Genomic DNA, 20,934 nt, shown 5'->3' with positions numbered 1-20,934 from the left:
CGATGGATTTTCGCCCGGAGCTTCCCCCACCCCGACCCTCCCCCGCGAAGAGCGGGAGAGGGAGCGCAGCATCGCAAGCTTCCATATGATTTGCATTTAGGAAACGCTGGTCTATGGAAATGGAACAGCTTTGCAGCCCTCTTTGAGCTCCGCTTTTCAGCTCTGCTTTTCAGTCTTCCTGGGTACGGAAGCCTGCAGCCATTGCCGGAAGGCCGCCAGTTTTGCTGGCTCCGCTTTCGCCTCCGGTGAGACGAGATAGAAGCCGGCGTCCGCCGGCAGCGTGATTTTGAAGGGGACCACGAGCCGTCCCTTGGCGATGTCGGCCTCGACATAGGAGGTCCGGCCCATCGCCACCCCGATGCCGTCGATCGCCGCCTGCACGGTCATGAAAATCAGATCGAAGGTCAATCCGGGCTGCTTTGAAATATTCCCCGGCAGTCCGGCCGCGGTAAGCCACAGCCGCCAGTCGTCGTCATAGCCGCCGCTGGAGTGCAGCAGCGCGTGGTGCGCCAGATCCTGCGGGCAGCGCAGCGGCTTGTTGCCGGTCAATAGCGCCGGACTGCAGACCGGGAACAATTCGTCGGCCATCAGCCAGTCGGCGCGCAGCCCCGGCCAGTGGCCGCGGCCATAGCGGATCGCGGCATCGACATCGCCGCTCCTGAAATCGACCAGCGCGGTCGAGGTGGTGATGCGGACGTCGATGCCGGGATGGGCTTCCTGGAATGTGGACAGCCGCGGCAGCAGCCACTTCGCGGCCAGCGACGCCAGCGTACTGACTGTCAGCGCGTGGCCGTCATCCCGGCGCAACAGCCGATCGGTGGCGAGTCGGAGATCGTTGAACGCGGCGCGGACGCCGGGCAGGTAATCCCTGGCTTCCGCGGTCAATGACAGCGACCGGTTCTGCCGGATGAACAGGCGGATCCCGAGTTCCTGCTCGAGCCGCCGGATCTGATGGCTGATCGCGGTTTGCGTGACGTTCAGCTCGGAGGCCGCGACCGTAAAGCTCAAATGCCGCGCCGCCGCCTCGAAGGCGCGCAACCCATTCAGCGAGGGCAATCGGGCAGTCATTTTCGGAACCCACGATACATGATATAATCTCATGTGAAGCGGAACGCAATGTCGTTTGTCGAAAGCCGACATAGCGCAGATATTGAACCGCAATAGCTTAGCTTTTGGAGGCGACGATGTCCACCTGCACCCATCATACGATGATAAATCATCATGAACCCGGGTTTTTCGCGCAGCTTGGCGAGACCCTTCGCGTCTGGCGCGAGCGTGTACGCCAGCGCCGCGAACTCACCCATTGGACCAACCGCGACCTGCACGATATCGGTCTTTCCTGGAGCGACGTCGTTCGCGAAGCCGAAAAGCCGTTCTGGCGGGCCTGAACGGTCGCCGCGGCCGGCGCCGCCTCGCGAGGGGACGCCGGCCATCGCGTTTTCGAAAGCCACGGGAGTGCAGCGATGTTCGCGTTTCATTTCGACGATCTCCAGCAATACTCGGACGTTCTGCGATTGCGTGACGGCCGGCCGCTGGCGTTGCGCTTCGTCGAGCCCGACGACGCCGAGGCCCTGCAGCGCTACTTCCGCTCGCTGTCGGAGCGCTCGCGCTACAACCGTTTCCTCGGCGCCATGAGCGAACTGCCGAAGACCCTGCTTCAACAGTTCAGCCATGTCGGCGAAGGCGACAGCTTCAGCGTGATCGCAACCGTGATGCGCGAGGGGATCGAGACCATCGTCGGCGAGGCGCGCTATGCGTTCGACTCCGACACGGGGAGCTTCGAGTTCGGGCTGTCGATCGACGACAACTGGCAGGGCCAGGGCATCGGTTCGGCGCTGCTGGGCAACCTGCAATGCCGTGCGGCCGCCTTCGGCGCCAATCGCCTGTTCGGCGACACCTTGCGCTCCAACGCCGCCATGATCGGCCTTGCCCGCAAGTCCGGTTTTGCGTTCATGCCGTCCCCCGGCGACTGGAAGCTGGTGCGGTTCGAAAAGCTCGTCGACGTAGCGCCGCAGGAAATTCCCTGCGCCAGCTGGCGGCTGGCCGCAGAGCAGATCGCGCAGCAGGCGGCGGCGTGAAAAATCCGTAGGGTGAGCAAAGTCAGCGGGCCGCGCGAACGCGCGGATCGATGGCGTGCCCACCATTTCAAGCAAGAGGTGGGCAAGGCGCAAGGGCGCCTTTGTTTGCCCACCCTACGGAGCTTCATTTCCCCGCCCCGTTCCATCGTTCAGGAAACACGCGACCTCATGCGGCCCGCCGAGGTCGGTCAAACCAGGCGTATCGATGCTGCAGCGAGCCATCGCATGACGGCAGCGGGTGTGGAAGGCGCAGCCCGTTGGCGGATTGATCGGGCTCGGCACGTCGCCATCGATCGGCGGCGTCAGGCGTTTTGCCGTGGGGTCCGCGGCCGGGACGGAGGCCAATAGTGCCTGCGTATAGGGGTGCCGGGGGTTGGCGAACAGTTCGGGCTTCGCCGCGACCTCGACAATGCGCCCGAGATACATCACGGCGATGCGGTGACTGATGTGCGCCACGACGGCGAGATCGTGGGCGATGAACAGATAGGAGAAGGCATGCCGGCGCTGCAGGTCGATCAGGAGATTGATCACCTGGGCCTGGATCGAGACGTCGAGCGCCGATACCGGCTCATCGCACACGATCAGATCAGGCCCGAGCGCCAGCGCCCGCGCGATGCAGATGCGCTGACGCTGGCCGCCGGAGAACTGGTGGGGATAGTTGCGCATTTGATCCGGCCTCAAGCCCACCTGCTCGAACAGTTGTGCCACCCGCTCGCGCTTGTCGTGACCCCTGGCGAGGCCGTGGACGGTCAAGGGCTCGCCGACAATGTCGCCGGCCGTCATGCGCGGATTGAGCGAGGCGAACGGATCCTGGAAGATGATCTGCATCGAACGCCGCTGCGACCGCAGCTCGGCCTTGCCGAGATGGGTGATGTCGAGGCCGTTGAGCCGGATGCGCCCGCCGGTCGGCTCGACAAGTCGTAAAATGCTGCGCGCCACCGTCGATTTGCCACAGCCGGATTCGCCGACCAGCCCGAGCGTTTCGCCGACGCCAACCCTGAGGCTGACGCCATCCACGGCATGCACGGTGCCGACGCGGCGGCGCAAGAGGCCGCTTCGCACCGGATAGTGCTTGACAAGATCCGATACCTCGAGCAGCGGGCGCGCGCCGGTCATGGCAGGTGCACGCTTTCCGCAGCACGCCAGCAGGCGGCCAGATGATTGGCCGCAAAGCTCTGCAGCGGCGGATATTGCTCGTGGCAGCGCGCCATCGCCAGCGCGCAGCGCGGCGCGAACGCGCAGCCTGTCGGCAGCCGCGTCAAGGACGGCACCATGCCGGGAATTTCGACCAGGCGCGCCGCAGCGTCGGCTCCGGGCGATGGCAGCCTCGGGATCGAGGCCAGCAAGCCGCGTGTATAGGGATGCCTTGGATGGGCGAACAAGGTTTCGACATCCGCCTCCTCGACCTTTTTGCCCGCATACATCACGATGACGCGCCGCGCGGTCTGGGCCACCACGCCAAGGTCGTGCGTGATCAGGATCAGTGCCATGCCGAGCTCCTGTTGCAGCTCGAGCACCAGCGCCAGGATCTGGGCCTGAATGGTGACATCGAGCGCGGTGGTCGGCTCGTCGGCGATCAACAGCGCCGGCCGGCAGGCCAGCGCCATCGCGATCATGGCGCGCTGGCGCATGCCGCCCGACAGCTGATGGGGATATTCCAGCGCCCGCCGCTCCGGCACGGGAATCCTGACCCGCCGCAGCATGTTGACAGCCTGCTGCCGCGCCGCTTTCCGGGTCATCGTTTGATGCAGGCGGAGGGCCTCGGCGATCTGGTCGCCGATCCGCATCACCGGATTGAGCGAGGTCATCGGTTCCTGGAAGATCATCGACATGCGGTTTCCCCTCATTTCCCGCATCTTGCCTTCGTCGAGCCCGAGCAGATCAGTTCCTTCGAGCACGATGGCGCCGCCGACGATCCGGCCCGGCGGATCGGGCAAAAGGCGCATGATCGAAAGCGCGGTGACGCTCTTGCCGCAGCCGGATTCGCCGACGATGGCGAGCGTCTCGCCGCGGCGGACACGGAATGAAACGTCGTCGACCGCCTTGAACAGGCCTGAACTGGTGAAGAAGACCGTCCGCAGCCCTCTGACGTCGAGAACCATGTCCTCGATTGGCGCGCCGTTCATCAACCGCGCTGCCTCGGATCGAGAATGTCGCGCAGCGCATCGCCAAGCAGGTTGGTGCCGAACACCGCGAGGCTGATGGCTAATCCTGGGAAAATGACCAGCCATGGGGCGGTGCGAACGTACTCCGCCGCCGACTCCGACAGCATCCGTCCCCAAGAGGGATGCGGCTCGGGAATGCCAAGACCTAGAAATGACAGCGAGGCCTCCGTGAGAATGGCTGATCCCAATTGCGCGGTGGCGAGCACGATCAGCGGCGCCAGCGTATTCGGCAACACGTGCCGCAGCGCAATCCGCATTTCGCTCATGCCGATCGACTTGGCCGCCTCGACGAAGGGCAGCTCGCGCAGCGCCAGCGTGTTGGCGCGGATGACGCGGGCGACCGAAGGGATCAGCGGGATCGCGATGGCAATGATCGTATTCTGCAGCGACGGCCCCAGCGCCGCCGTCATCACCAAAGCAAGGACCAGGAGCGGCAACGCCTGCAGGATATCGATGATGCGCTGGCAGACCAGATCGACCCAGCCAGTGAGATAGCCCGACGCAAGGCCGATGGTGACGCCAAATACCGAGCCGAGCGCGGTCGACCCGATGCCGACCGCAAGCGATATGCGCGCGCCATGGATGATCCGGCTCCAGACATCGCGGCCGAACGAATCCGTCCCCATCCAATGCAGCGCGTCGGGAGCGGCCAAGGCGTGCGCGGCATCAACGTCCAGCGGACTAAAGCGGCAGATGACATCGGCAAACACGGCCGCCAGCACAAACACCGTCATGATGATCAGGCCGGCGGTGCCCAGCGCGTGGTGTCGCGCAAGGAACACAAGCTTGCGCCAGCCATGGGTGGAATAGGCCCCGGCGCGTCGCAGCTCGGTATCGTAGTTGATGGCGTCCAAACGGCAGCTCCCGGATCCTTGCAACAATTCGTCCCGTTCAATCGGTGTATCTGATCCGCGGGTCGAGCACCGCGTAAAGCAGATCGACCATGAAGTTGGCCAGCACCACGACCACGGCGATCAGCATCACGAGGTTCTGGACGATCGGGTAGTCGCGCCACCTGATGGCTTCGACCAGAAAGCGGGCGACGCCGGGGATGTTGAACACGGTTTCGGTGACGATCAGTCCGCCGATCAGGAATGCCGCCTCGATGCCGAGCACGGTGATGACCGGAAGCATGGCGTTCTTCAGCGCGTGGCGATAGTTGACCGCAGCCTCCGAGGCGCCCTTGGCGCGGGCGGTGCGGATGTAATCCTGGCGCAATATTTCCAGCATCGAGGAACGCGTAATCCGCATCACCAGCGCGGCGCTGCGAAAGCCGACCGCCAGCGCCGGAATGCAATAGATTGCGATCGCCTCGGTCCACGTTTTCGGGTTTGGGTTGAAGATCGGCATGGTTCCGAACAGGGCGACCGAGGCCATCAGGATCAGAAGGCCAAGCCAGAAGGCGGGCAGCGACAGCCCGCTCAGGCTGAAGATGCGCAGGCCATAGTCGAGCCGCGTGCCCTGTTTGACGGCGCTGATGACCCCGAGCGGAATGCCGATCGCAGCCGAGAACAACAGCGCAAGCCCGGCCAGCCGCGCGGTGATCGGAATCCGCGGCAGGATCTCGTCGAGCGCGGGCTTCTCGGAAACATAGGAATAGCCGAGATCGCCGCGCAGGAGCCCGCCGATCCAATGCAGATATTGCACGACGATCGGCTGGTCGAGCCCGAGTTCGCGCTCCAGACTGGCCTTGTCGGAGGGGTCGACATATCCGGCGGCGGCGAACAGGATGTCGACGATATTGCCCGGCACGATGCGCAGCAGCACAAAGATGACGATCGAGATCCCGATCAGGGTCACGAGCATCAGGACGAGGCGTCGGGCGATATAGGCAAACACCTGGCTGCTCCGGTTAGCTAGTTCAGCGACTGCGGTTTAGCGGCGGACATTATTTGTCCAGCCATAGGTCCTCGTAGCGATAGCCGTTGTAGGAGCTGTTCACCATGATGGTGACGCCCTTGACGTAAGGCTGCCAGCACGAGCCCTCGCGGCTGTAAAAGATGATCGGCCGGGCGACGTCCTCCTGCAGCTTTTTGTCGATCTCGAAGACCAGCTGCTTGCGCTTGGCGATGTCGGTCTCCTCAGATTGCCGGTCGAACAGCTTTTCGATTCCCGGATTGCAGTAGTTGGTATAGTTGCGTTCCGACTTGCAGGAATAGTTCTCGTAGAACGACTGATCGGGATCGTCGACCGCGTTGCCGGTGAGGTTGAGGCCGAGCGCATAGTCCTTGCGCGCGACTTTCGAAAACCAGTTGGCGGTTTCGACGACGTCAAGTTCGCCATCGACATAGATGCTCTTGAGCTGATCGACCAGGATCACGGCGGGTTCGCGGTAGACCGGAATATTGCGGGTCGAAACCTTGACCGCGAGGTGCTTGTCCGGCCCATAGCCCGCCGCTCGCATCAGCTTGCGCGCTTGCTCGCGGTTGGCGTCGATGTCGGGGCCGTAGCCCGGGATGGTCTGCAGCATTTCCTTCGGCATGCCCCATATCCCGCCCGGCGGCGGCAGCATGGTGCCGCCGATATCCGCCTCGCCTTCGAACAGGATCGAGATGAACGCCTGGCGGTCGAGCGCCAGCGCCAGCGCGCGGCGGATATCCGCGTTGTCGAATGGCGGCGAGGTCGAGTTGACGATGATGTTGGTCGAGACATTGGTCGGCGCGACCACGCAGACCGCGTTCGGGGCCTGCGCCTTGACATCCCTGAGCAAGGGGATCGTGACCTCGGTCGGAAAGGTCATGTCGAATTGGCCGGCGACGAAGGCCAGAATGGCGGTCGAGCGATTGGGGATGATGGTGAACTCGATGCCGTCGAGATGCGGCAGGCCCTTTTTCCAGTAGTCGGGGTTGCGCGTGAGCTTGATCGATTCGTTGGCCTTGAACTCGACGAACTCAAAGGGACCGGTGCCGATCGGGTGGGTGCGCATGTCCGCCGGCGAAACGTGGCAGGGATAGACAGGCGTGTAGCCGGAGGCGAGCAGCGCCAGCAGCGCCGGCTGCGGCCGCCTGAGGTTGAACGCGACCTCGAAGTCGCCCGACGTCGTGACGTCGACGACCTGATCATACCAGGACCTGCGCGGGTTCTTGCGGAACTTTTGCGGCGACTTGCCCATCAGCATATCGAAGGTGCATTTGACGTCGGCGGAGGTAAACGGCACGCCGTCGTGCCACTTGACGCCCTGCCGCAGCCTGAAGCTCAGCGTCTTGTTGTCGCTGCTCCAGGCCCAGCTCTCCGCCAGTTCCGGAACGATCGAATCCATGCTGTTTTGCGCGACGTCCTGTTTGTAGATGACGAGGTTGTTGAAAACCGGCATGAAGGGAATATTGACCGAGTAGGTCGCCTCCTCATGGATCGAGGCGCTGCCGGGGCTGTCGCGATGATACATCCGCAGGATTCCGCCCTGCTTCTCGGCCGCATCAGCGAGGCCGCAGGACGTCAGCAAAGACAACACCACGGCGCCAAGCGCCTGCACGCTCCGCATGCTTCCTCCCTGGATAATTCAGTCTCATGGCGGACCGATGATGGCCGAAGTTATCATGACGGCGCAGCCACGCAACCAGCAACGCCGCGCTCAGTATCGGTCCTTGGGACCAATGCGAACGGGCGGCGCCGCTCATATGATGACGGCGCTCCCCAGATCGACGGAACTGTCACACTTCCAGCTTGTCGCCACCCTTGAGATCGAGAACCTCCCGCGCTTCGTCCGCTGTCGCCACCTCGAGGCCGAGACCTTCGATGATCTTGCGGGCGAGAGCGACCTGCTCGGCGTTCGATGCCGCCATCCGGCCGGGTGCCGCCCACAGCGAATCTTCCAGCCCGACGCGGATGTTGCCGCCCATCGCGGCCGCCATCGCCGCGATCGGCAGCTGATTGCGTCCGGCGCCCAGCACCGACCACACCATCTTGTCGCCGAACAGCCGGTCGGCGGTGCGCTTCATGTGCAGCACGTCTTCGGGATGTGCACCGGTGCCGCCCTGCAGGCCGAATACCGTCTGCACGAACAGCGGCGGTTTCACCATGCCCTGTTCGAGGAAATAATTCAGATTGTAGAGATGGGCGGTGTCATAGCATTCGAACTCGAAGCGGGTGCCGGTCCCGGACAGCGTCTTCAGGACATATTCGATGTCCTGGAAGGTGTTGCGGAACACGATGTCCTTGTTCTGCAGATGCCTGAGTTCCCAGTCGTGTTCGAATTTCTTGAAGCGCTTGAGCATGCCGAAAAAGGCAAAATTCATCGAGCCCATGTTGAGCGAGGCCACTTCCGGCTTGTAGACCGCGGCGGGGCGGACCCGCTCGTCCACCGTCATGGTCGGCGCGCCGCCGGTGGTCAGGTTGATCACGCAGTTCGAGCGCTGCTTTATGATCTTCAGGAACGGGGCAAAGGCCTCCGGGCTTTGGTCGGGCTGGCCGGTCCTGGGATTGCGGGCATGCAGATGCACGATCGCAGCGCCGGCCTCGGCGGCGTCGACCGCGGCATCGGCGATTTGCTGCGGCGTCACCGGCAAGGCTTTCGACATCGAGGGAGTGTGGATCGCGCCGGTCACGGCGCAGGTGATGATGACTTTGCGGCTCATGGGTTGCTCTCTTTCTTGCGGCTTATGTCCTTCAGGACTTTCCGATCAGGCCGACCCCGACGATGGCGACATTGCGTTCACGATTTGCCATTTTTGTCACTCTCGAACTCTCTCGCAGCCAAAGCAACTAGCGGCGCAGAGCAAGATCGTCGCGCAAGTCCCGCGACGGCCCGCGGTGGGTCACCCGGCCGCGCTCCAGCGCCACCGTGGTGTCGGACAAGGCCAGCGCCAGTTCGAGATTCTGTTCGACGCTCATGCCTGCGAACAGCCCGCGGCCCTGCGGCACATAACCGATACCGAGACGGGCCGCTTGCGCCGACGCAAGCCCGATCAATTCGGCGTCCGCAAGCCGGATCGACCCTTCGAGGCCGGCGCGATCCCGATCAGCGTCTTCAGCAGCGTCGACTTGGGTCCGAGAAAGCCGGTGCGCAGCGTCAGATGGCCGATCTTGATGATGTCGGCGGTCTCGGCGCCCACGATCGCCGGCGCGGAAACTCCGGACACCAGCGCCATGCCGCCGACGGCCTGCAGCAGGCGGCGGCACGTGAATTGCGTGTCTGACATCGGCAATGGCCTGCCTGATACGGCCGCATGAACTGCGGCGCTTTTTCCTCCCGGCAGGCGCCGCGCCGTTCTCTGAGAAGCACGTTGTCTTGCTTGCCGCGGTCTGTGATCACAGTTAGAGTTGCAAAAGGCCGGACTGTTGTCGAGTTCTCGGCAGCGCCATTGCCGCCGGCGATGCCGCGGCCGCGCAGACCGGCATGGCCGGGGATATCAGCAGTGCAGCGGATTTTATTCCTGCTCGCGGCCGCCTTGCCGGCCGAGCTTTCCCAGCCAATGCGGAGCGATCATGGACCTCGACATCAAGGGTTTGCGTGTGCTGGTCACCGCCGGCGCCGGCGGCATCGGGCTTGCGATCGCGCGCCGGTTCGCGGCCGAGGGCGCCAGGGTTCACATCTGCGATGTCGATGCGATGGCATTGTCGGCGCTTGCCGGCAGCGATCCCGCGATCACATCGACATCATGCGATGTCTCCGACCGGTCGGCGGTAGAGAGGCTGTTCGCGGACGCACTGGCAAAACTCGGCGGCCTCGACGTCCTGGTCAATAACGCCGGCATCGCCGGGCCGACGGCAAAAATCGAGGAGATAAATCCGGAAGACTGGGACCGCTGTCTGGAAATCTGCCTGACCGGGCAATTCAACTGCACGCGACTGGCGGTACCGCATTTGCGCAACAGCGCCAACGCCTCGATCGTCAATATCTCCTCGGCGGCGGGCCGGCTTGGCTTTGCGATGCGCGCGCCCTATGCGGCGGCGAAATGGGGCGTGATCGGACTGACAAAATCGCTCTCGATCGAGCTCGGTGCGGACAACATCCGCGTCAACGCCATCCTGCCGGGCCTGGTCGCCGGCGACCGCCAGCGCCGGGTGCTGGAGGCCAAGGCGCAGCAGCGCGGCATCTCCTACGCCGAGATGGAGCGCACCGCGTTTTCCTACACCTCGATCAAGGACTATGTGACGCCGGAGCAGATCGCCGATCAGATCCTGTTGCTGTGCAGCCCGCGCGGCCGGACCATCTCGGGCCAGGCGATCTCAATCTGCGGCGATACCGGGATGCTGGGGTAGGCGATCTCCAGGCGATACCCAGATGCCGGGATCGGCGATAGAACCACTGGCATGATTCCCTGGCTTGAGATCGATAGCGCACGCGTGCCGGGCACTGAGGTCGAGCTGCGCCTGATGCAGAGAGGGCCGGAGTTCTCGATGAAGCTCGGCCGGAACGAATTGATGAACAGCCGCCTCAGCGGATCGGAAGCGGCGCTGGCGACCCTCGCCTGCCGGAAAATCGCCTCGGTCGCGCGGCCGGAACTGTTGATCGGCGGATTGGGCATGGGATTTACGCTGCGCGCCGCGCTGGCGGTGCTGGGCACCGAGGCGCGGATCACGGTGGCCGAGCTGGTGCCCGCGGTGGTCGCATGGGCGCGCGGCCCGATGGCGGAGGTGTTCGGCTCCAGCCTCGAGGATCCGCGCGCGCGCATCGTGACCGCCGACGTGGGCGAAATGATCCGATCGCGCCGTTCCGCCTTCGATGCGATCCTGCTCGATGTCGATAACGGTCCCGAGGGCCTGATCCGCCGCGCCAATGATGCGCTCTATGATGCCAAGGGGTTGCGGGCGACCCGCCGGGCCTTGCGGCCGGGCGGCGTCGTCGCGGTGTGGTCTTCGGGGCGGCATCCGGCGTTTTCCAAACGGCTTCGCGACGCCGGTTTCGATGTCAGCGAAGTTGCCGTGCGCGCCACCACCAGACGCAGCGGTGCGCACCATGTGATCTGGTTGGCGACCAAATTTTAAGCGCGTCAGCTGGGCAGCTCCAGGAATATCGCTTTCCCAGCGGTGTGGAACTACCGATTCCTTTTGCTCAAAGACGGCAGCGGTCATTTCCGGCTCTGGCACAAAACCAGCATACAAGGGCTGTATACTTTTTATATTTCAACAGGAGCGTGTCATGAACATTGCAGCGCTGCGCCGGACGGTTTTCGTCATTGGCTTCGCGACACTAATTACGTACCCCGCCACAGCCGAGGAGGCCGCAAAACTATCCGGCTATAACGCCGACATCAATGAGAGCTCGATATCCGGCATCTCCTCCGGCGCCTTCATGGCGGTGCAGTTCGGTACCGCATGGTCGTCGGTGATCAAGGGCGTCGGCGTGGTGGCCGGTGGGCCGTATTGGTGCGCGCGCGCGGACTCCGACGACTTCATCAACGGCTACACGCTCCCGATCTTGCACGCGACGGGGCCGTGCATGGTGGGGCCGCCGCCCGACATGGGCAGCTTTTTCGCCAAGGCCGACGCCAAATCGGCTTCCGGCGCCATCGATCCGCTGCGGTTTGTAAGCCGGCAAAAAATCTATGTCTTCCACGGCTATAATGATGCCGTGGTGGCCAAATCGGTTGCCGATGCGGCGGTGGATTTCTATCGTCATTATCTGGGCGAGGCCGGCCGCGGCAACCTGTACTACCAGACCGTGATCGGCGCCGGTCATTCGCTGGTGGTCAGCCAGGACCCGCACAATGATGGCGTCAACGACTGCGCGGTCAACGCCAGCCCCTTCATCGACGGCTGCAACTATGACCAGGCTGGCATCATCCTGCAGCACATTTACGGGGCGCTGAATGCGCCCAACCGCGGCCCCTTGAAGGGCACGGTGAAGCGCTTCGACCAGTCGGCTTACACCAAGCCCGACGATCCCGGCCCGCTCAGCCTGGGCGAGGCCGGTTACGTGTTCGTCCCCAGGGAATGCGAGGATGGCGCGGCCTGCCGTGTCCATATTGCCTTGCATGGCTGCAAGCAGGATGCCGGCGACATCGATCGGCGTTACGTCGACGATACCGGCTACAATGCCTGGGCCGATACCAATCGTCTGATCGTGCTGTATCCGCAGACCGCGGCGAGCTCCTATTTGCCATCCAATCCGCAAGCCTGCTGGGACTGGTGGAGCTACGTCAATCACGAGGACAGCTATGTCACCAAGTCCGGGTCGCAGATCCGGACCATCAAGGCCATGCTCGACGCGCTGACGTCGCACGCGGCGCCGGTCATGGCTGCGGCGCCGGCACAGGCGGTGGCGCCGACGGCACTTGTGGTGATCGACACCTCGGACACGTCAGCGGATCTGGCCTGGACGCCGCAATCGGGAGCCGCAACCTATCGCATCTCGCGCGCCGGCGCCGACGGCCAGTTCACGAGTGTGGGAGATGCGAGCGGCCCCAGCTTCGCCGATTCCGGCCTGACGCCAAAGACCGCGTATCGCTGGCGCGTGTCCGCCATTGTCAACGGCACGGAAGGCCCACCTTCCGTCGAGGCCGCGGCCACCACGCGATCTGTTCCGGCACCGTGCGACAATCCCGGCAGTTGCCCGATCGGCAATTAAGCTGAGCCCGCTAGCTGTAGATCTCGAACAGGCCGGCGCCGCCCTGGCCGCCGCCGATGCACATCGTGACCACGCCCCATTTCGCCTTGCGCCGGCGGCCTTCCTGCAGGATGTGGCCGGTCAGCCGCGCCCCGGTCATGCCGAAGGGATGGCCGATCGCGATCGAGCCGCCATTGACGTTGTATTTGTCGGGGTCGATGCCGAGCTGGTCGCGCGAATACAGGCACTGGCTGGCAAAGGCCTCGTTGAGCTCCCACAGATCGATGTCATCGACCTTCAGGCCATGGCGCTTCAACAGCTTCGGCACCGCGAACACCGGGCCAATGCCCATCTCGTCCGGCTCGCAGCCCGCTACCGCCCAGGCGACGAAGCGGCCGAGCGGCTCGAGCCCGCGCTTTTCCGCGTCCTTGGCTTCCATCAGCACCACCGCGGCCGCGCCATCCGACAGCTGGCTGGCATTGCCGGCGGTGATGTATTTGCCGGGACCCTTGACCGGCTCGAGCCTGGCGAGGCCTTCGATGGTCGTGTCCGGCCGGTTGCACTCGTCGCGATCGACAACATAGTCGACGACACTCTCCGCCTTGGTCTGCTTGTCGACCACCTTCATTTTGGTCTTCATCGGGACGATTTCGTCCTTGAACTTGTTGGCCTGCTGGGCCGAAGCCATGCGGCGCTGCGATTCCAGCGAGTACGCGTCCTGATAGTCGCGGGCAACCTTGTAGCGTTCCGCGACGATATCGGCGGTGTCGATCATCGCCATGAAGATGTCGGGTGCGGTCTTGAGCAGGTCGGGATCGACCGCCTCCTTCGGCAGCGGGCCACCGGGGACCGAGATGCTTTCGACGCCGCCGGCCACGATGCAATCGGCGCCGTCCGAGCGGATCGAGTTGGCCGCCATCGCGATGGTCTGCAGCCCCGACGAACAGAACCGGTTCACCGAGACCCCGGCGGTCGACTTCGGCATGCCGGCGAGCAGCGCGGCCTGGCGGCCGATATTGGGCGCGCCATGCGCGCAATTGCCGAGATAGCAATCCTCGACGTAATCCTTCTCGACGCCGGCGCGCTCGACGGCGTGCTTGATGGCATGCGCCGCCATCGACATCGGCGCGGTGATGTTGAACCCGCCGCGCCCGGATTTTGCCAGCCCGGTACGGGCATAGGAAACAATGACGGCTTCTCGCATTTTTGGTTTTCTCCCTTTGAGACGTGGCCGATAATGCCCTGCGAACAATGCTATTCGTACATAATTCGCGCCGGGGCAACGAAAATACCCGGAAGCTGGACTTTCCGGCTCGGGGAATTACGGCCTGGGAATGCCGCAAAAACGCCAAATCGGGCGCGGCGATGATGGAGCCTGGTGCGCCAGCGAAGCCTCAAGTCGAACTGGTCTTCGCAGCCATCTCGGATAAGGTCGCCGGCAGCATGGACCAGCAACAGGCAGCATCGACGGTTCTGGGCAACACGATCATCGAGTGGCTTGCCGACGAGGCGCTGCTCGATTCCGAGCCCGCGGCGCTGTATGGCGAGCTGTGCTGGCGCTTGCGCGGCGTCGGAATGCCGCTACTGCGCGGGTGGGTCGGCTTCCGAGTGCTGCATCCGCTCTACGATGCCAGCGCCGTCAACTGGAGCGCGGAAAGCGGCGTCGCGGTCGACCATTTCAGCCCCGAGGACGGTGGGCAGGAGGTGTTTCTGCGCAGTGCGAGGGGACATGCCATGACACATCATCTCCCCGTCCTGAGGCGCCGGTTGACCGGCGCCACCGCGCTGCTCGACTTCGATGAGCTCGAAGAATACCGCGCTTCGGGAGGCACCGACTATGTCGTGTACCTCGTTGCTTTCGACATCACCCGGCGAAACGGCATCATCTGTTGCTGGCTCGGTGACCGGGCCGACGGCTTTACCGATGACGAGCTTGCCCTGCTGCAGCGCATCAGCCGCCAGCTCGGCATCGCGCTGAAATCGAAGATCGAGCGCGGCGTCGCGCAGAACGTCGCCCACGCCTATCTCGGCAAGCGCGCCGGAACAGCAGTGCTGAGCGGCCTGATCCGGCGCGGCGACGGCGAAAAGATCATGGCCGCGCTGTGGTACAGCGACCTGCGCCACTCGACCGAATTGGCCGACCGGCTGCCGGTCGAAGAATTCCTGAAACTGCTTGGGCGTTATTTCGAAATGACGGCATCCGCGGTGCTCGATCACGGCGGCGAGGTCGTCTCGCTGATCGGGGATGCGGTGCTGGGCGTGTTCCGGGTCGAAGATTCAATCGAGCAGGCTTGCGGTTGCGCGCTCGCCGCAGCCCAGGATGCCCGCCGCCGCCTTGCCGCCTCGCCGCCGTCCTCTCCCACTAACCTCGGTCTCGACTTCGGGATCGCGCTGCATCTGGGCCAGATGATCTACGGTAATGTCGGAATACCCGAGCGTTTGCAGTTCACGGTCGTCGGCGTTGCGGTCAACGAGGTGGTGCGGGTGCAGGACCTGACCAAGCAACTCGGCTGCCCGCTGCTGGCGACCGCGGCCTTTGCCGGCGCCGCGGCCGGCCCCTGGCGCCCGCTCGGCGAGCACCCGTTGCGTGGGTTCGACACGCCGATGCCGATCTTGACGACGATGGACGCAGAGGCCGGCTGACGTTCGGCAACAGGCGAAGCTCTCAAGCAAGCCAATTCTCCACCTTCAGACCGCGGACGCGTCTGAATTCGTCGGTATTGGCGGTCACGATCGTGGCGCCGATCGCACAGGCGTGCGCGGCGATAAGCAGATCGTTGCCGCCGACTGGCTTTCCGGCTGCTTCCAGGTCCGAGCGGATTCCGCCATATTCGGCATCCGCAGGGACCTCAAACGGCAGCACATTGATCTCGCTGAGCAGGTCTTCGACGGCTTTGAGTAGCCGCTTCGAGCCGCTCTTGGCGCAGCCATAGCGGAGTTCGGCTGCCACAATTATGCTGATGCAGATGTTATCCTCGCCCAGCCTGGCGATCCGCTTCGAAGCTCTGCCCTGCGGGTTCCTGATCAGGTCGGAAACGATGTTCGTATCCAGCATGTAGCGCGTCAAAACACGTTCTCCGGCGCAGGTACGGCATCGTCGATATCAGGAAAACCATCTTCCAGCGGCTTCATCGTTTTGAGCAGGGCGACCAGTCCGCGCTTACGCACCGGCTCGATCACCAGACGATCGCCGTCGCGGTGCATGATCGCTTCGTCGCCCGGCAGTTCGAACTCCACAGGAATACGAACCGCTTGATTGCGGCCGTTGCGGAATAGTCTGACGTGCCTTTGCTCAGCCATAGGTTACCTCCAGGCATAGGCCTAAGACCTATGCCACGATGCGCGAGATTACAATAGGCCGCAAGCCGGACAATTCCCCCACACAAGGCCTGCGGTAAATGGGAATCACCCCGACATAATTATCCCTTCCGGGGCGATGGCACCTGGACGATGACCGCTTGAGCTGCGGCGCCCGCGGCACCATGCTAGCTTTTCCCCTTGGCATCGCCAGAAACACTCGGAGTAGACCACCATGGGCAGTCGCATCAGTCGCTGCGTCGAACTTCTGGAGCAGGATCAGGCCATCTATTACGACGGTCCGCATAGCGGACACGTGCTGACCCATGCGCAGGGCCGCATCGATGCCGGAACCTGGGCCGACTACATCAACGTCGGCATGGAGCACGGCTGCTTCGACATGGCGGGCTTGGCCTCCTATATGCGCGGCATGGTCGATGCCGGGCCGACACGGTCGGGGCACCGCACCCCGGCGGTGATCGTCGAAGCGCCGGTGAATGGGATCGACGCCGCGCATGTGCGCTACAATGCCTGGCAGTTCCGCCAGATCCTCGGCCGCGGGGTGCATGGCATCCTGCTATGCCAGGCGGACACCGCCGACGCAGTGCGGGCGTTCGTGGAATCCTGCCGCTATCCGCACAACACCGGGGGCGTCGATCCTGCGATCCCCTCGCCGATGGCACGGATGGAGGGCGCGATCCGGGCGAAGGACGGCGGCACCGACGCCGCCGGTCGCAGGTGGCTCGGCATCGGCACGCGGGGGCGCGGATCGGAAACCACGGCGGCGCCGATCTGGGGCCTGTCGACCGAAGAATACCTGGCGTGCTGCGATCCGTGGCCGCTTAATCCGAGAGGGGAGCTGCTGCTCGGGGTCAAGCTGGAAAGCCCCGAAGGCGTCGCCAATTGCGAAGAGATCCTGGCGGTGCCGGGCCTGGGATTTGCCGAGATCGGCCCGGGCGACCTCAGTCTTTCGCTCGGCTACCTCACGATTCCCAGCGAGCCTTACCCGATGGAAATGCAAGTGGCGCGCGACCGCGTCCTCTTGGCTTGCCGCAATAACGGCGTCGCTTTCCTGCAGGGCTGCACGGCCGACAACGTGATCGCCCGCATCGACGAAGGCGTGCGCGTGATCGCGGGGCACAGCGAAGCCTCCGCCATCAGGGGCCGGGCGCACCAGAAGCGCAGATTGCCGGTGTAATGCCGGGGCTTGCAGCCAGCGAAATCCCGACACACTTGTAACTCCCACCGCTCGATCCCTGCGATTAGTCTTTCTCGCGAACGCAAGGCAATGGCGCGACGGCGCCCAGGGACACTCATGTTGAGTCGCTGGCACTGCAGGAATGAACCGGAACAGGAGAGAAACATGGACGGCAACAAGGCAACAGACACGCAGCACCCCAACGGACCTTCCGGAATGAACCCACCTGCGATCGTGTCGCCGCAGGCCTGGGAGGCTGCGCGCCTTGAGATGCTGGTGAAGGAAAAGGCCCTGACGCGGGCCCGCGACGCCCTGGCCGCCGAACGCCGGCGGATGCCGTGGATGGCGGTGGAGAAGGCGTACGAATTCGAGGGGCCCCAGGGCAAGGTCAGCCTGCTCGACCTGTTCGAGGGTCGCCGGCAGTTGGTCGTCTATCGCGCCTTCTTCGAGCCCGGGGTGTTCGGCTGGCCCGAGCACGCCTGCCGCGGCTGCTCGCTGGGCGCCGATCAGGTCGCCCATTTGGCGCATCTGAACGCCCGCGACACCACGCTCGCCTACGCCTCGCGGGCGCCACAGGCGGACATCGCGCGCCTCAAGGCGCGGATGGGCTGGGAGATGCCGTGGTACACCATCACCGACAGCTTCGACAGCGACTTCGGCGTCGACGAGTGGCACGGCCACAATGCATTCATCCGCGACGGCGACAAGGTGTTCCGCACCTACCTCATCAACAGCCGCGGCGACGAGGCGATGGGGTCCACCTGGAGCTACCTCGATATCACGCCACTCGGCCGTCAGGAGACCTGGGAGGACTCGCCTGAGGGCTACCCCCAGACCCCGCCGTACAAATGGTGGAACTGGCACGACAACTACGATGCCGCGGCCTCGCCTGACAAAAAGTGGGTCGAGGTGTCCGACGCCGGAGAAGCCGCCTTCCGAGAGCGCGACGCGGACGCCAAAGCGTGACCGGGGCCCATCCCGCCCACGACCGGCGGCGCGAACCGCGATGATCGATGGACGTTCCACAGTCCATGACACTAAGGAATCGGATAGCCCTTCCACAACCATTCCAGCGCCGCCGGCAGGGTTTGCGCGATGGTCGGGCGGTCGACGTGCCTGGCGTTGCGCGCGAACAGGAACTGGTAGTGGTAGCCTTTGTCGGCCAGCACCTTCGCCATCAGCTCGTTCGACAAGGTCCAGTCGTGCATGCCGTCGGGCAGGACCGGGTTGGGATAGAACAGGTCCTGGTCGCCGACTTCGAACCAGAAGCGGATCGGCTTGGTGGGCGCGCTGGGAACGAGCGGCGCGCCTGAAGGTTCTGAGGCCGAGAGCACGCCCGCCTCGATGGTGAGATTGGGGCTGTTCGGGCCCGCCCACGAGCTGTGATGTTCCCAGGCACCGCCGCGCAGCGACGGATCGTGCGGCCATTGCTGGTTCACCAGCGTCGGCGAAAAGGCCAGGACCCGGCGATAGAGCTCGGGATGGAACCAGGCCATGGTGAAGGCCGCAGCGCCGCTCGAGCTCAGGCCCATGCTGGCGCGGCCGTCGGGGTTCTTCGTGAGCTTGACGCCGGCGTGCTGCTCGACCAGCGGAAGCACCTCGCGTTCGACGAATTGGGTGTAGGTGCCCGACACCGTGTCGTATTCGCGGCCGCGCTCGCTGCCCTGGGCGTCCTGGCCGCCGTTGCCGATCTGGATGGCAATCATCGGCGGCACGCGGCGCTGCGCGATCAGGTTGTCGAGGGTGGTTAAGAGGTCCTTGTAGGCGGTCGAGCCGCCGTCGCCGATCACGATGAACGGCGCCTCCGTGCCGCGCACATATTGCGCCGGCACATAGACGTCGATGGTGCGCGTCCAGGTGCCGGGATGGCTGGTGGTGACGACCATGTTTGACTTGTCGCCCGGCGCCGTCATCGCCACCATGATCGAGCCGTTGTTGCAGCCCGCCGGATCGTCGCGGATCAGGCCGGGGTTGTAGATCACGCTGTCCTTCGACGACAGGGTGAAAGACGTGATCGCGCCGCGCGGCACGTCCTGCTTGGCGGCGGTCTCGGGGGCGGGCGCATGGGTCGGACCGATGATGAAGTTGCCTTCGGCGCCGGAGGGCGGCAGTGTGCCGTCGGGCAGCTCGCTCGCGCGCGGATAGTTCGGGTTCGACGGGTCGCGCGTGGGCGGCGCTGTTTTGAAATCGAGGCCCGTCGTGTCGATGAAGAAGGGCGCCGCCTTGTCGCTGGTGTTGGCGCCGGCGGGAACGGCCATGTTTTGGGTGACGCAGGCCGTCTCGCCCCGGGCGCCCGGTATGAGCCATGCGGCAGACATCATCGTCCCCGCGAGGACGGCTAATATGTTGTTCATTTTCTTCTCCGGGGGAAGGCCAGTCTCGTGGGCTGGTGTTCACGGGAAGTATGTCGAGCGGCTGGCGGGCGGTCAATTGCGATGGAACCTGTGCGCGGTCCCGAATCCGGAGTCACGCGGTACAACTGATCTATGCAGGAATGTCCCGCACGACCTCGGTCAACTTGCCGGAATTGATCTCGTAGAAGAAGCCGTAGAGCTTGACATGTTTCGGGACTGCCGGGCTCGAGCGAAGCAAGCCGACGTCATACCTGATCGACTTCTCGTAATCGGTAATGGCGAGGCTATCGTGATCAAACAACGTCGAGATATCAGCGTGGTTATGATCGTGAAACTTGTCGAACAGGATCTCGGGCGTGAAGGCAGTTGTGCCGCAAAACGAGTGGTGAACCACAACGACGTTTTGGACGTGGAACAGGTAGTCCATTTCGGCGACCGACATCAGAACGGGCTCGGCACGGCCGCCGCCGTTGGTCGCGGTAAACAGGGTGCGCGTGGAACCAACCCGGTTGCCGGCTTCGTCGAGAACGATTTCGCCGGGGTAGATCTCATCCCCCAGATAAGCGGCCACCGCCTGCGGGATATCGGCCGCGCGAGGGTCAAAGCAGTAGATCACCAGAGTTTTCATCGGAATGGCAAAGTTGAATCCATCGAATTTGGATTGATCGAACCAGGGCTGCGTCCGGTTTTCGTATTCGCTGAACTTGCTCATTTTCTTGCTCCATCGGCGATTAACTCGGCGAAAGCGACCTCGCTGAAAACGGAGGTGTCGGACACGGCCGCCGCAATCAATCCGTTGCCGTAACCAGCCGCGTCAGCGCGCCCGTTGCGGATAGCTGTAATCGATGCGTGGTTTTACGCCAATCCGGCACAGGTCTTATCTGTCCCACACCTCGGTATGATCCCCTCTCTGCGCTTCAAGGGTATTGGACATGCTCAGGAGCGAAGTACGAAGGATGACGAAAATGAAGCCTCGATCTCGATAGATCATGCGCACGTTGCCCCACGCGTGCAACAACGGGACAAACGCCGCTCGCGGCAAGACGTGCGCGGCTTGACTTCCAAGTTTCGTACCCGAAAGTCAGCTTCAGACTTTCAAGAGCCTTTTCGGCAACCGCTTCGGTCGCGTTGGGGCGGCCGCGAGTCGCGCGCTGTCGGCCCGCGGGTCCGGCTGCCCTTCATCCCCATTTCAAGACACCACTATTGACATACCTTGGTCGCAATGACCGACGTCTATGTGTGGAAGCTTCTGCGTCGCGACATGGCGCTCGGCGGCGCGCCGGCGGAGGCCATTGTACGAAACATGATCGAGTGTGTAACCGAGAGTAGAAATGCCGATGGCAAGGATTCTTTG

22 protein-coding genes are annotated in these 20,934 nt (G+C 63.8%); 8 read left to right on the top strand and 14 right to left on the bottom strand.

Features of this window, described 5'->3' with window-relative positions; all coding sequences use genetic code 11:
- Positions 1-156: 156 nt before the first annotated feature.
- Positions 157-1,068: a transcriptional regulator GcvA gene (locus ABSG20_RS01605; RefSeq protein ID WP_423862725.1), complete on the bottom strand. Its 912-nt coding sequence runs from the start codon at positions 1,066-1,068 to the stop codon at positions 157-159.
- 116 nt (positions 1,069-1,184) lie between these two features.
- Between ABSG20_RS01605 and ABSG20_RS01600 the strand changes: the two genes are divergently transcribed.
- Both ABSG20_RS01600 and ABSG20_RS01595 read left to right on the top strand, forming a co-directional pair.
- Positions 1,185-1,388, top strand: coding sequence for a DUF1127 domain-containing protein (locus ABSG20_RS01600; protein ID WP_423862724.1), 204 nt, complete (start codon positions 1,185-1,187; stop codon positions 1,386-1,388).
- A 75-nt stretch (positions 1,389-1,463) separates the two neighbouring features.
- Complete coding sequence (locus ABSG20_RS01595) at positions 1,464-2,078, top strand: GNAT family N-acetyltransferase (RefSeq protein ID WP_423862723.1); 615 nt, start codon at positions 1,464-1,466, stop codon at positions 2,076-2,078.
- 114 nt (positions 2,079-2,192) lie between these two features.
- Here ABSG20_RS01595 and ABSG20_RS01590 read toward each other — a convergent pair whose 3' ends face one another.
- The 8 genes from ABSG20_RS01590 to ABSG20_RS01555 all read right to left on the bottom strand — a co-directional run bounded on the left by ABSG20_RS01590 (position 2,193) and on the right by ABSG20_RS01555 (position 9,381).
- Complete coding sequence (locus tag ABSG20_RS01590; protein ID WP_423862722.1) at positions 2,193-3,194, bottom strand: ABC transporter ATP-binding protein; 1,002 nt, start codon at positions 3,192-3,194, stop codon at positions 2,193-2,195.
- On the bottom strand, positions 3,191-4,204 hold the full coding sequence (locus ABSG20_RS01585; protein ID WP_423862721.1) for an ABC transporter ATP-binding protein: 1,014 nt from the start codon (positions 4,202-4,204) through the stop codon (positions 3,191-3,193). Before ABSG20_RS01585 ends, ABSG20_RS01590 begins: the two co-directional genes overlap by 4 nt.
- A complete protein-coding gene (locus tag ABSG20_RS01580; protein WP_423862720.1) occupies positions 4,204-5,097 on the bottom strand; it encodes an ABC transporter permease in 894 nt (297 codons plus the stop codon). The genes ABSG20_RS01585 and ABSG20_RS01580 overlap by 1 nt, the downstream gene beginning before the upstream one ends.
- A 37-nt stretch (positions 5,098-5,134) precedes the next feature.
- Positions 5,135-6,082 (bottom strand): ABC transporter permease, encoded by a 948-nt coding sequence (locus ABSG20_RS01575; RefSeq protein WP_423862719.1) that lies wholly within the window; start codon positions 6,080-6,082, stop codon positions 5,135-5,137.
- A 49-nt stretch (positions 6,083-6,131) separates the two neighbouring features.
- On the bottom strand, positions 6,132-7,724 hold the full coding sequence (locus tag ABSG20_RS01570) for an ABC transporter substrate-binding protein (protein ID WP_423862718.1): 1,593 nt from the start codon (positions 7,722-7,724) through the stop codon (positions 6,132-6,134).
- Positions 7,725-7,893: 169 nt separating this feature from the next.
- Positions 7,894-8,817, bottom strand: a complete 924-nt coding sequence (kce, locus tag ABSG20_RS01565) for a 3,5-dioxohexanoate:acetyl-CoA acetone transferase (protein ID WP_423862717.1) — start codon at positions 8,815-8,817, stop codon at positions 7,894-7,896.
- Positions 8,818-8,944: 127 nt separating this feature from the next.
- Entirely contained in the window at positions 8,945-9,151 is a 207-nt protein-coding gene (locus ABSG20_RS01560; RefSeq protein ID WP_423862716.1) for a hypothetical protein, read from the bottom strand.
- Complete coding sequence (locus tag ABSG20_RS01555; protein WP_423862715.1) at positions 9,148-9,381, bottom strand: hypothetical protein; 234 nt, start codon at positions 9,379-9,381, stop codon at positions 9,148-9,150. Before ABSG20_RS01555 ends, ABSG20_RS01560 begins: the two co-directional genes overlap by 4 nt.
- Before the next feature lie 286 nt (positions 9,382-9,667).
- Here ABSG20_RS01555 and ABSG20_RS01550 point away from each other — a divergent pair, with 286 nt between their 5' ends.
- The 3 genes from ABSG20_RS01550 (at position 9,668) to ABSG20_RS01540 (ending at position 12,752) form a co-directional block, all read left to right on the top strand.
- The gene (locus tag ABSG20_RS01550) at positions 9,668-10,444 is read left to right on the top strand and encodes an SDR family oxidoreductase (RefSeq protein WP_423862714.1); all 777 of its coding nucleotides are present in this window, start codon (positions 9,668-9,670) and stop codon (positions 10,442-10,444) included.
- Between the two features lie 51 nt (positions 10,445-10,495).
- Positions 10,496-11,170 carry a spermidine synthase gene (locus ABSG20_RS01545; RefSeq protein WP_423862713.1) on the top strand — a complete coding sequence of 225 codons (675 nt, stop codon included), beginning with the start codon at positions 10,496-10,498 and terminating at the stop codon, positions 11,168-11,170.
- Positions 11,171-11,324: 154 nt separating this feature from the next.
- Entirely contained in the window at positions 11,325-12,752 is a 1,428-nt protein-coding gene (locus tag ABSG20_RS01540) for an extracellular catalytic domain type 2 short-chain-length polyhydroxyalkanoate depolymerase (RefSeq protein ID WP_423862712.1), read from the top strand.
- Positions 12,753-12,762: 10 nt separating this feature from the next.
- Here the strand turns inward: ABSG20_RS01540 and ABSG20_RS01535 are convergent, their stop codons facing one another.
- Positions 12,763-13,935, bottom strand: coding sequence for an acetyl-CoA C-acyltransferase (locus ABSG20_RS01535; protein WP_423862711.1), 1,173 nt, complete (start codon positions 13,933-13,935; stop codon positions 12,763-12,765).
- A 161-nt stretch (positions 13,936-14,096) separates the two neighbouring features.
- Here ABSG20_RS01535 and ABSG20_RS01530 point away from each other — a divergent pair, with 161 nt between their 5' ends.
- Positions 14,097-15,374: an adenylate/guanylate cyclase domain-containing protein gene (locus tag ABSG20_RS01530; RefSeq protein WP_423862710.1), complete on the top strand. Its 1,278-nt coding sequence runs from the start codon at positions 14,097-14,099 to the stop codon at positions 15,372-15,374.
- A 22-nt stretch (positions 15,375-15,396) separates the two neighbouring features.
- Here ABSG20_RS01530 and ABSG20_RS01525 read toward each other — a convergent pair whose 3' ends face one another.
- Positions 15,397-15,786 carry a type II toxin-antitoxin system VapC family toxin gene (locus ABSG20_RS01525; protein WP_423862709.1) on the bottom strand — a complete coding sequence of 130 codons (390 nt, stop codon included), beginning with the start codon at positions 15,784-15,786 and terminating at the stop codon, positions 15,397-15,399.
- An 8-nt stretch (positions 15,787-15,794) separates the two neighbouring features.
- A complete protein-coding gene (locus ABSG20_RS01520; protein ID WP_423862708.1) occupies positions 15,795-16,031 on the bottom strand; it encodes an antitoxin in 237 nt (78 codons plus the stop codon).
- Between the two features lie 232 nt (positions 16,032-16,263).
- Here ABSG20_RS01520 and ABSG20_RS01515 point away from each other — a divergent pair, with 232 nt between their 5' ends.
- Positions 16,264-17,226: an aldolase/citrate lyase family protein gene (locus tag ABSG20_RS01515; RefSeq protein WP_423862707.1), complete on the top strand. Its 963-nt coding sequence runs from the start codon at positions 16,264-16,266 to the stop codon at positions 17,224-17,226.
- 216 nt (positions 17,227-17,442) lie between these two features.
- The gene (locus ABSG20_RS01510; RefSeq protein WP_423862728.1) at positions 17,443-18,192 is read left to right on the top strand and encodes a DUF899 domain-containing protein; all 750 of its coding nucleotides are present in this window, start codon (positions 17,443-17,445) and stop codon (positions 18,190-18,192) included.
- 71 nt (positions 18,193-18,263) lie between these two features.
- Here ABSG20_RS01510 and ABSG20_RS01505 read toward each other — a convergent pair whose 3' ends face one another.
- Together ABSG20_RS01505 and ABSG20_RS01500 are read right to left on the bottom strand one after the other, a co-directional pair.
- Positions 18,264-19,580 carry an alpha/beta hydrolase gene (locus ABSG20_RS01505; protein WP_423862706.1) on the bottom strand — a complete coding sequence of 439 codons (1,317 nt, stop codon included), beginning with the start codon at positions 19,578-19,580 and terminating at the stop codon, positions 18,264-18,266.
- A gap of 130 nt (positions 19,581-19,710) precedes the next feature.
- A complete protein-coding gene (locus ABSG20_RS01500) occupies positions 19,711-20,292 on the bottom strand; it encodes a carbonic anhydrase (protein WP_423862705.1) in 582 nt (193 codons plus the stop codon).
- Between the last annotated feature and the right edge of the window lie 642 nt (positions 20,293-20,934).

This window comes from Bradyrhizobium sp. (genome assembly GCF_049512235.1).
In the GTDB taxonomy this organism is placed as follows: Bacteria; Pseudomonadota; Alphaproteobacteria; order Rhizobiales; family Xanthobacteraceae; genus Bradyrhizobium.
This window is presented reverse-complemented; position numbering and strand designations above follow the sequence as displayed.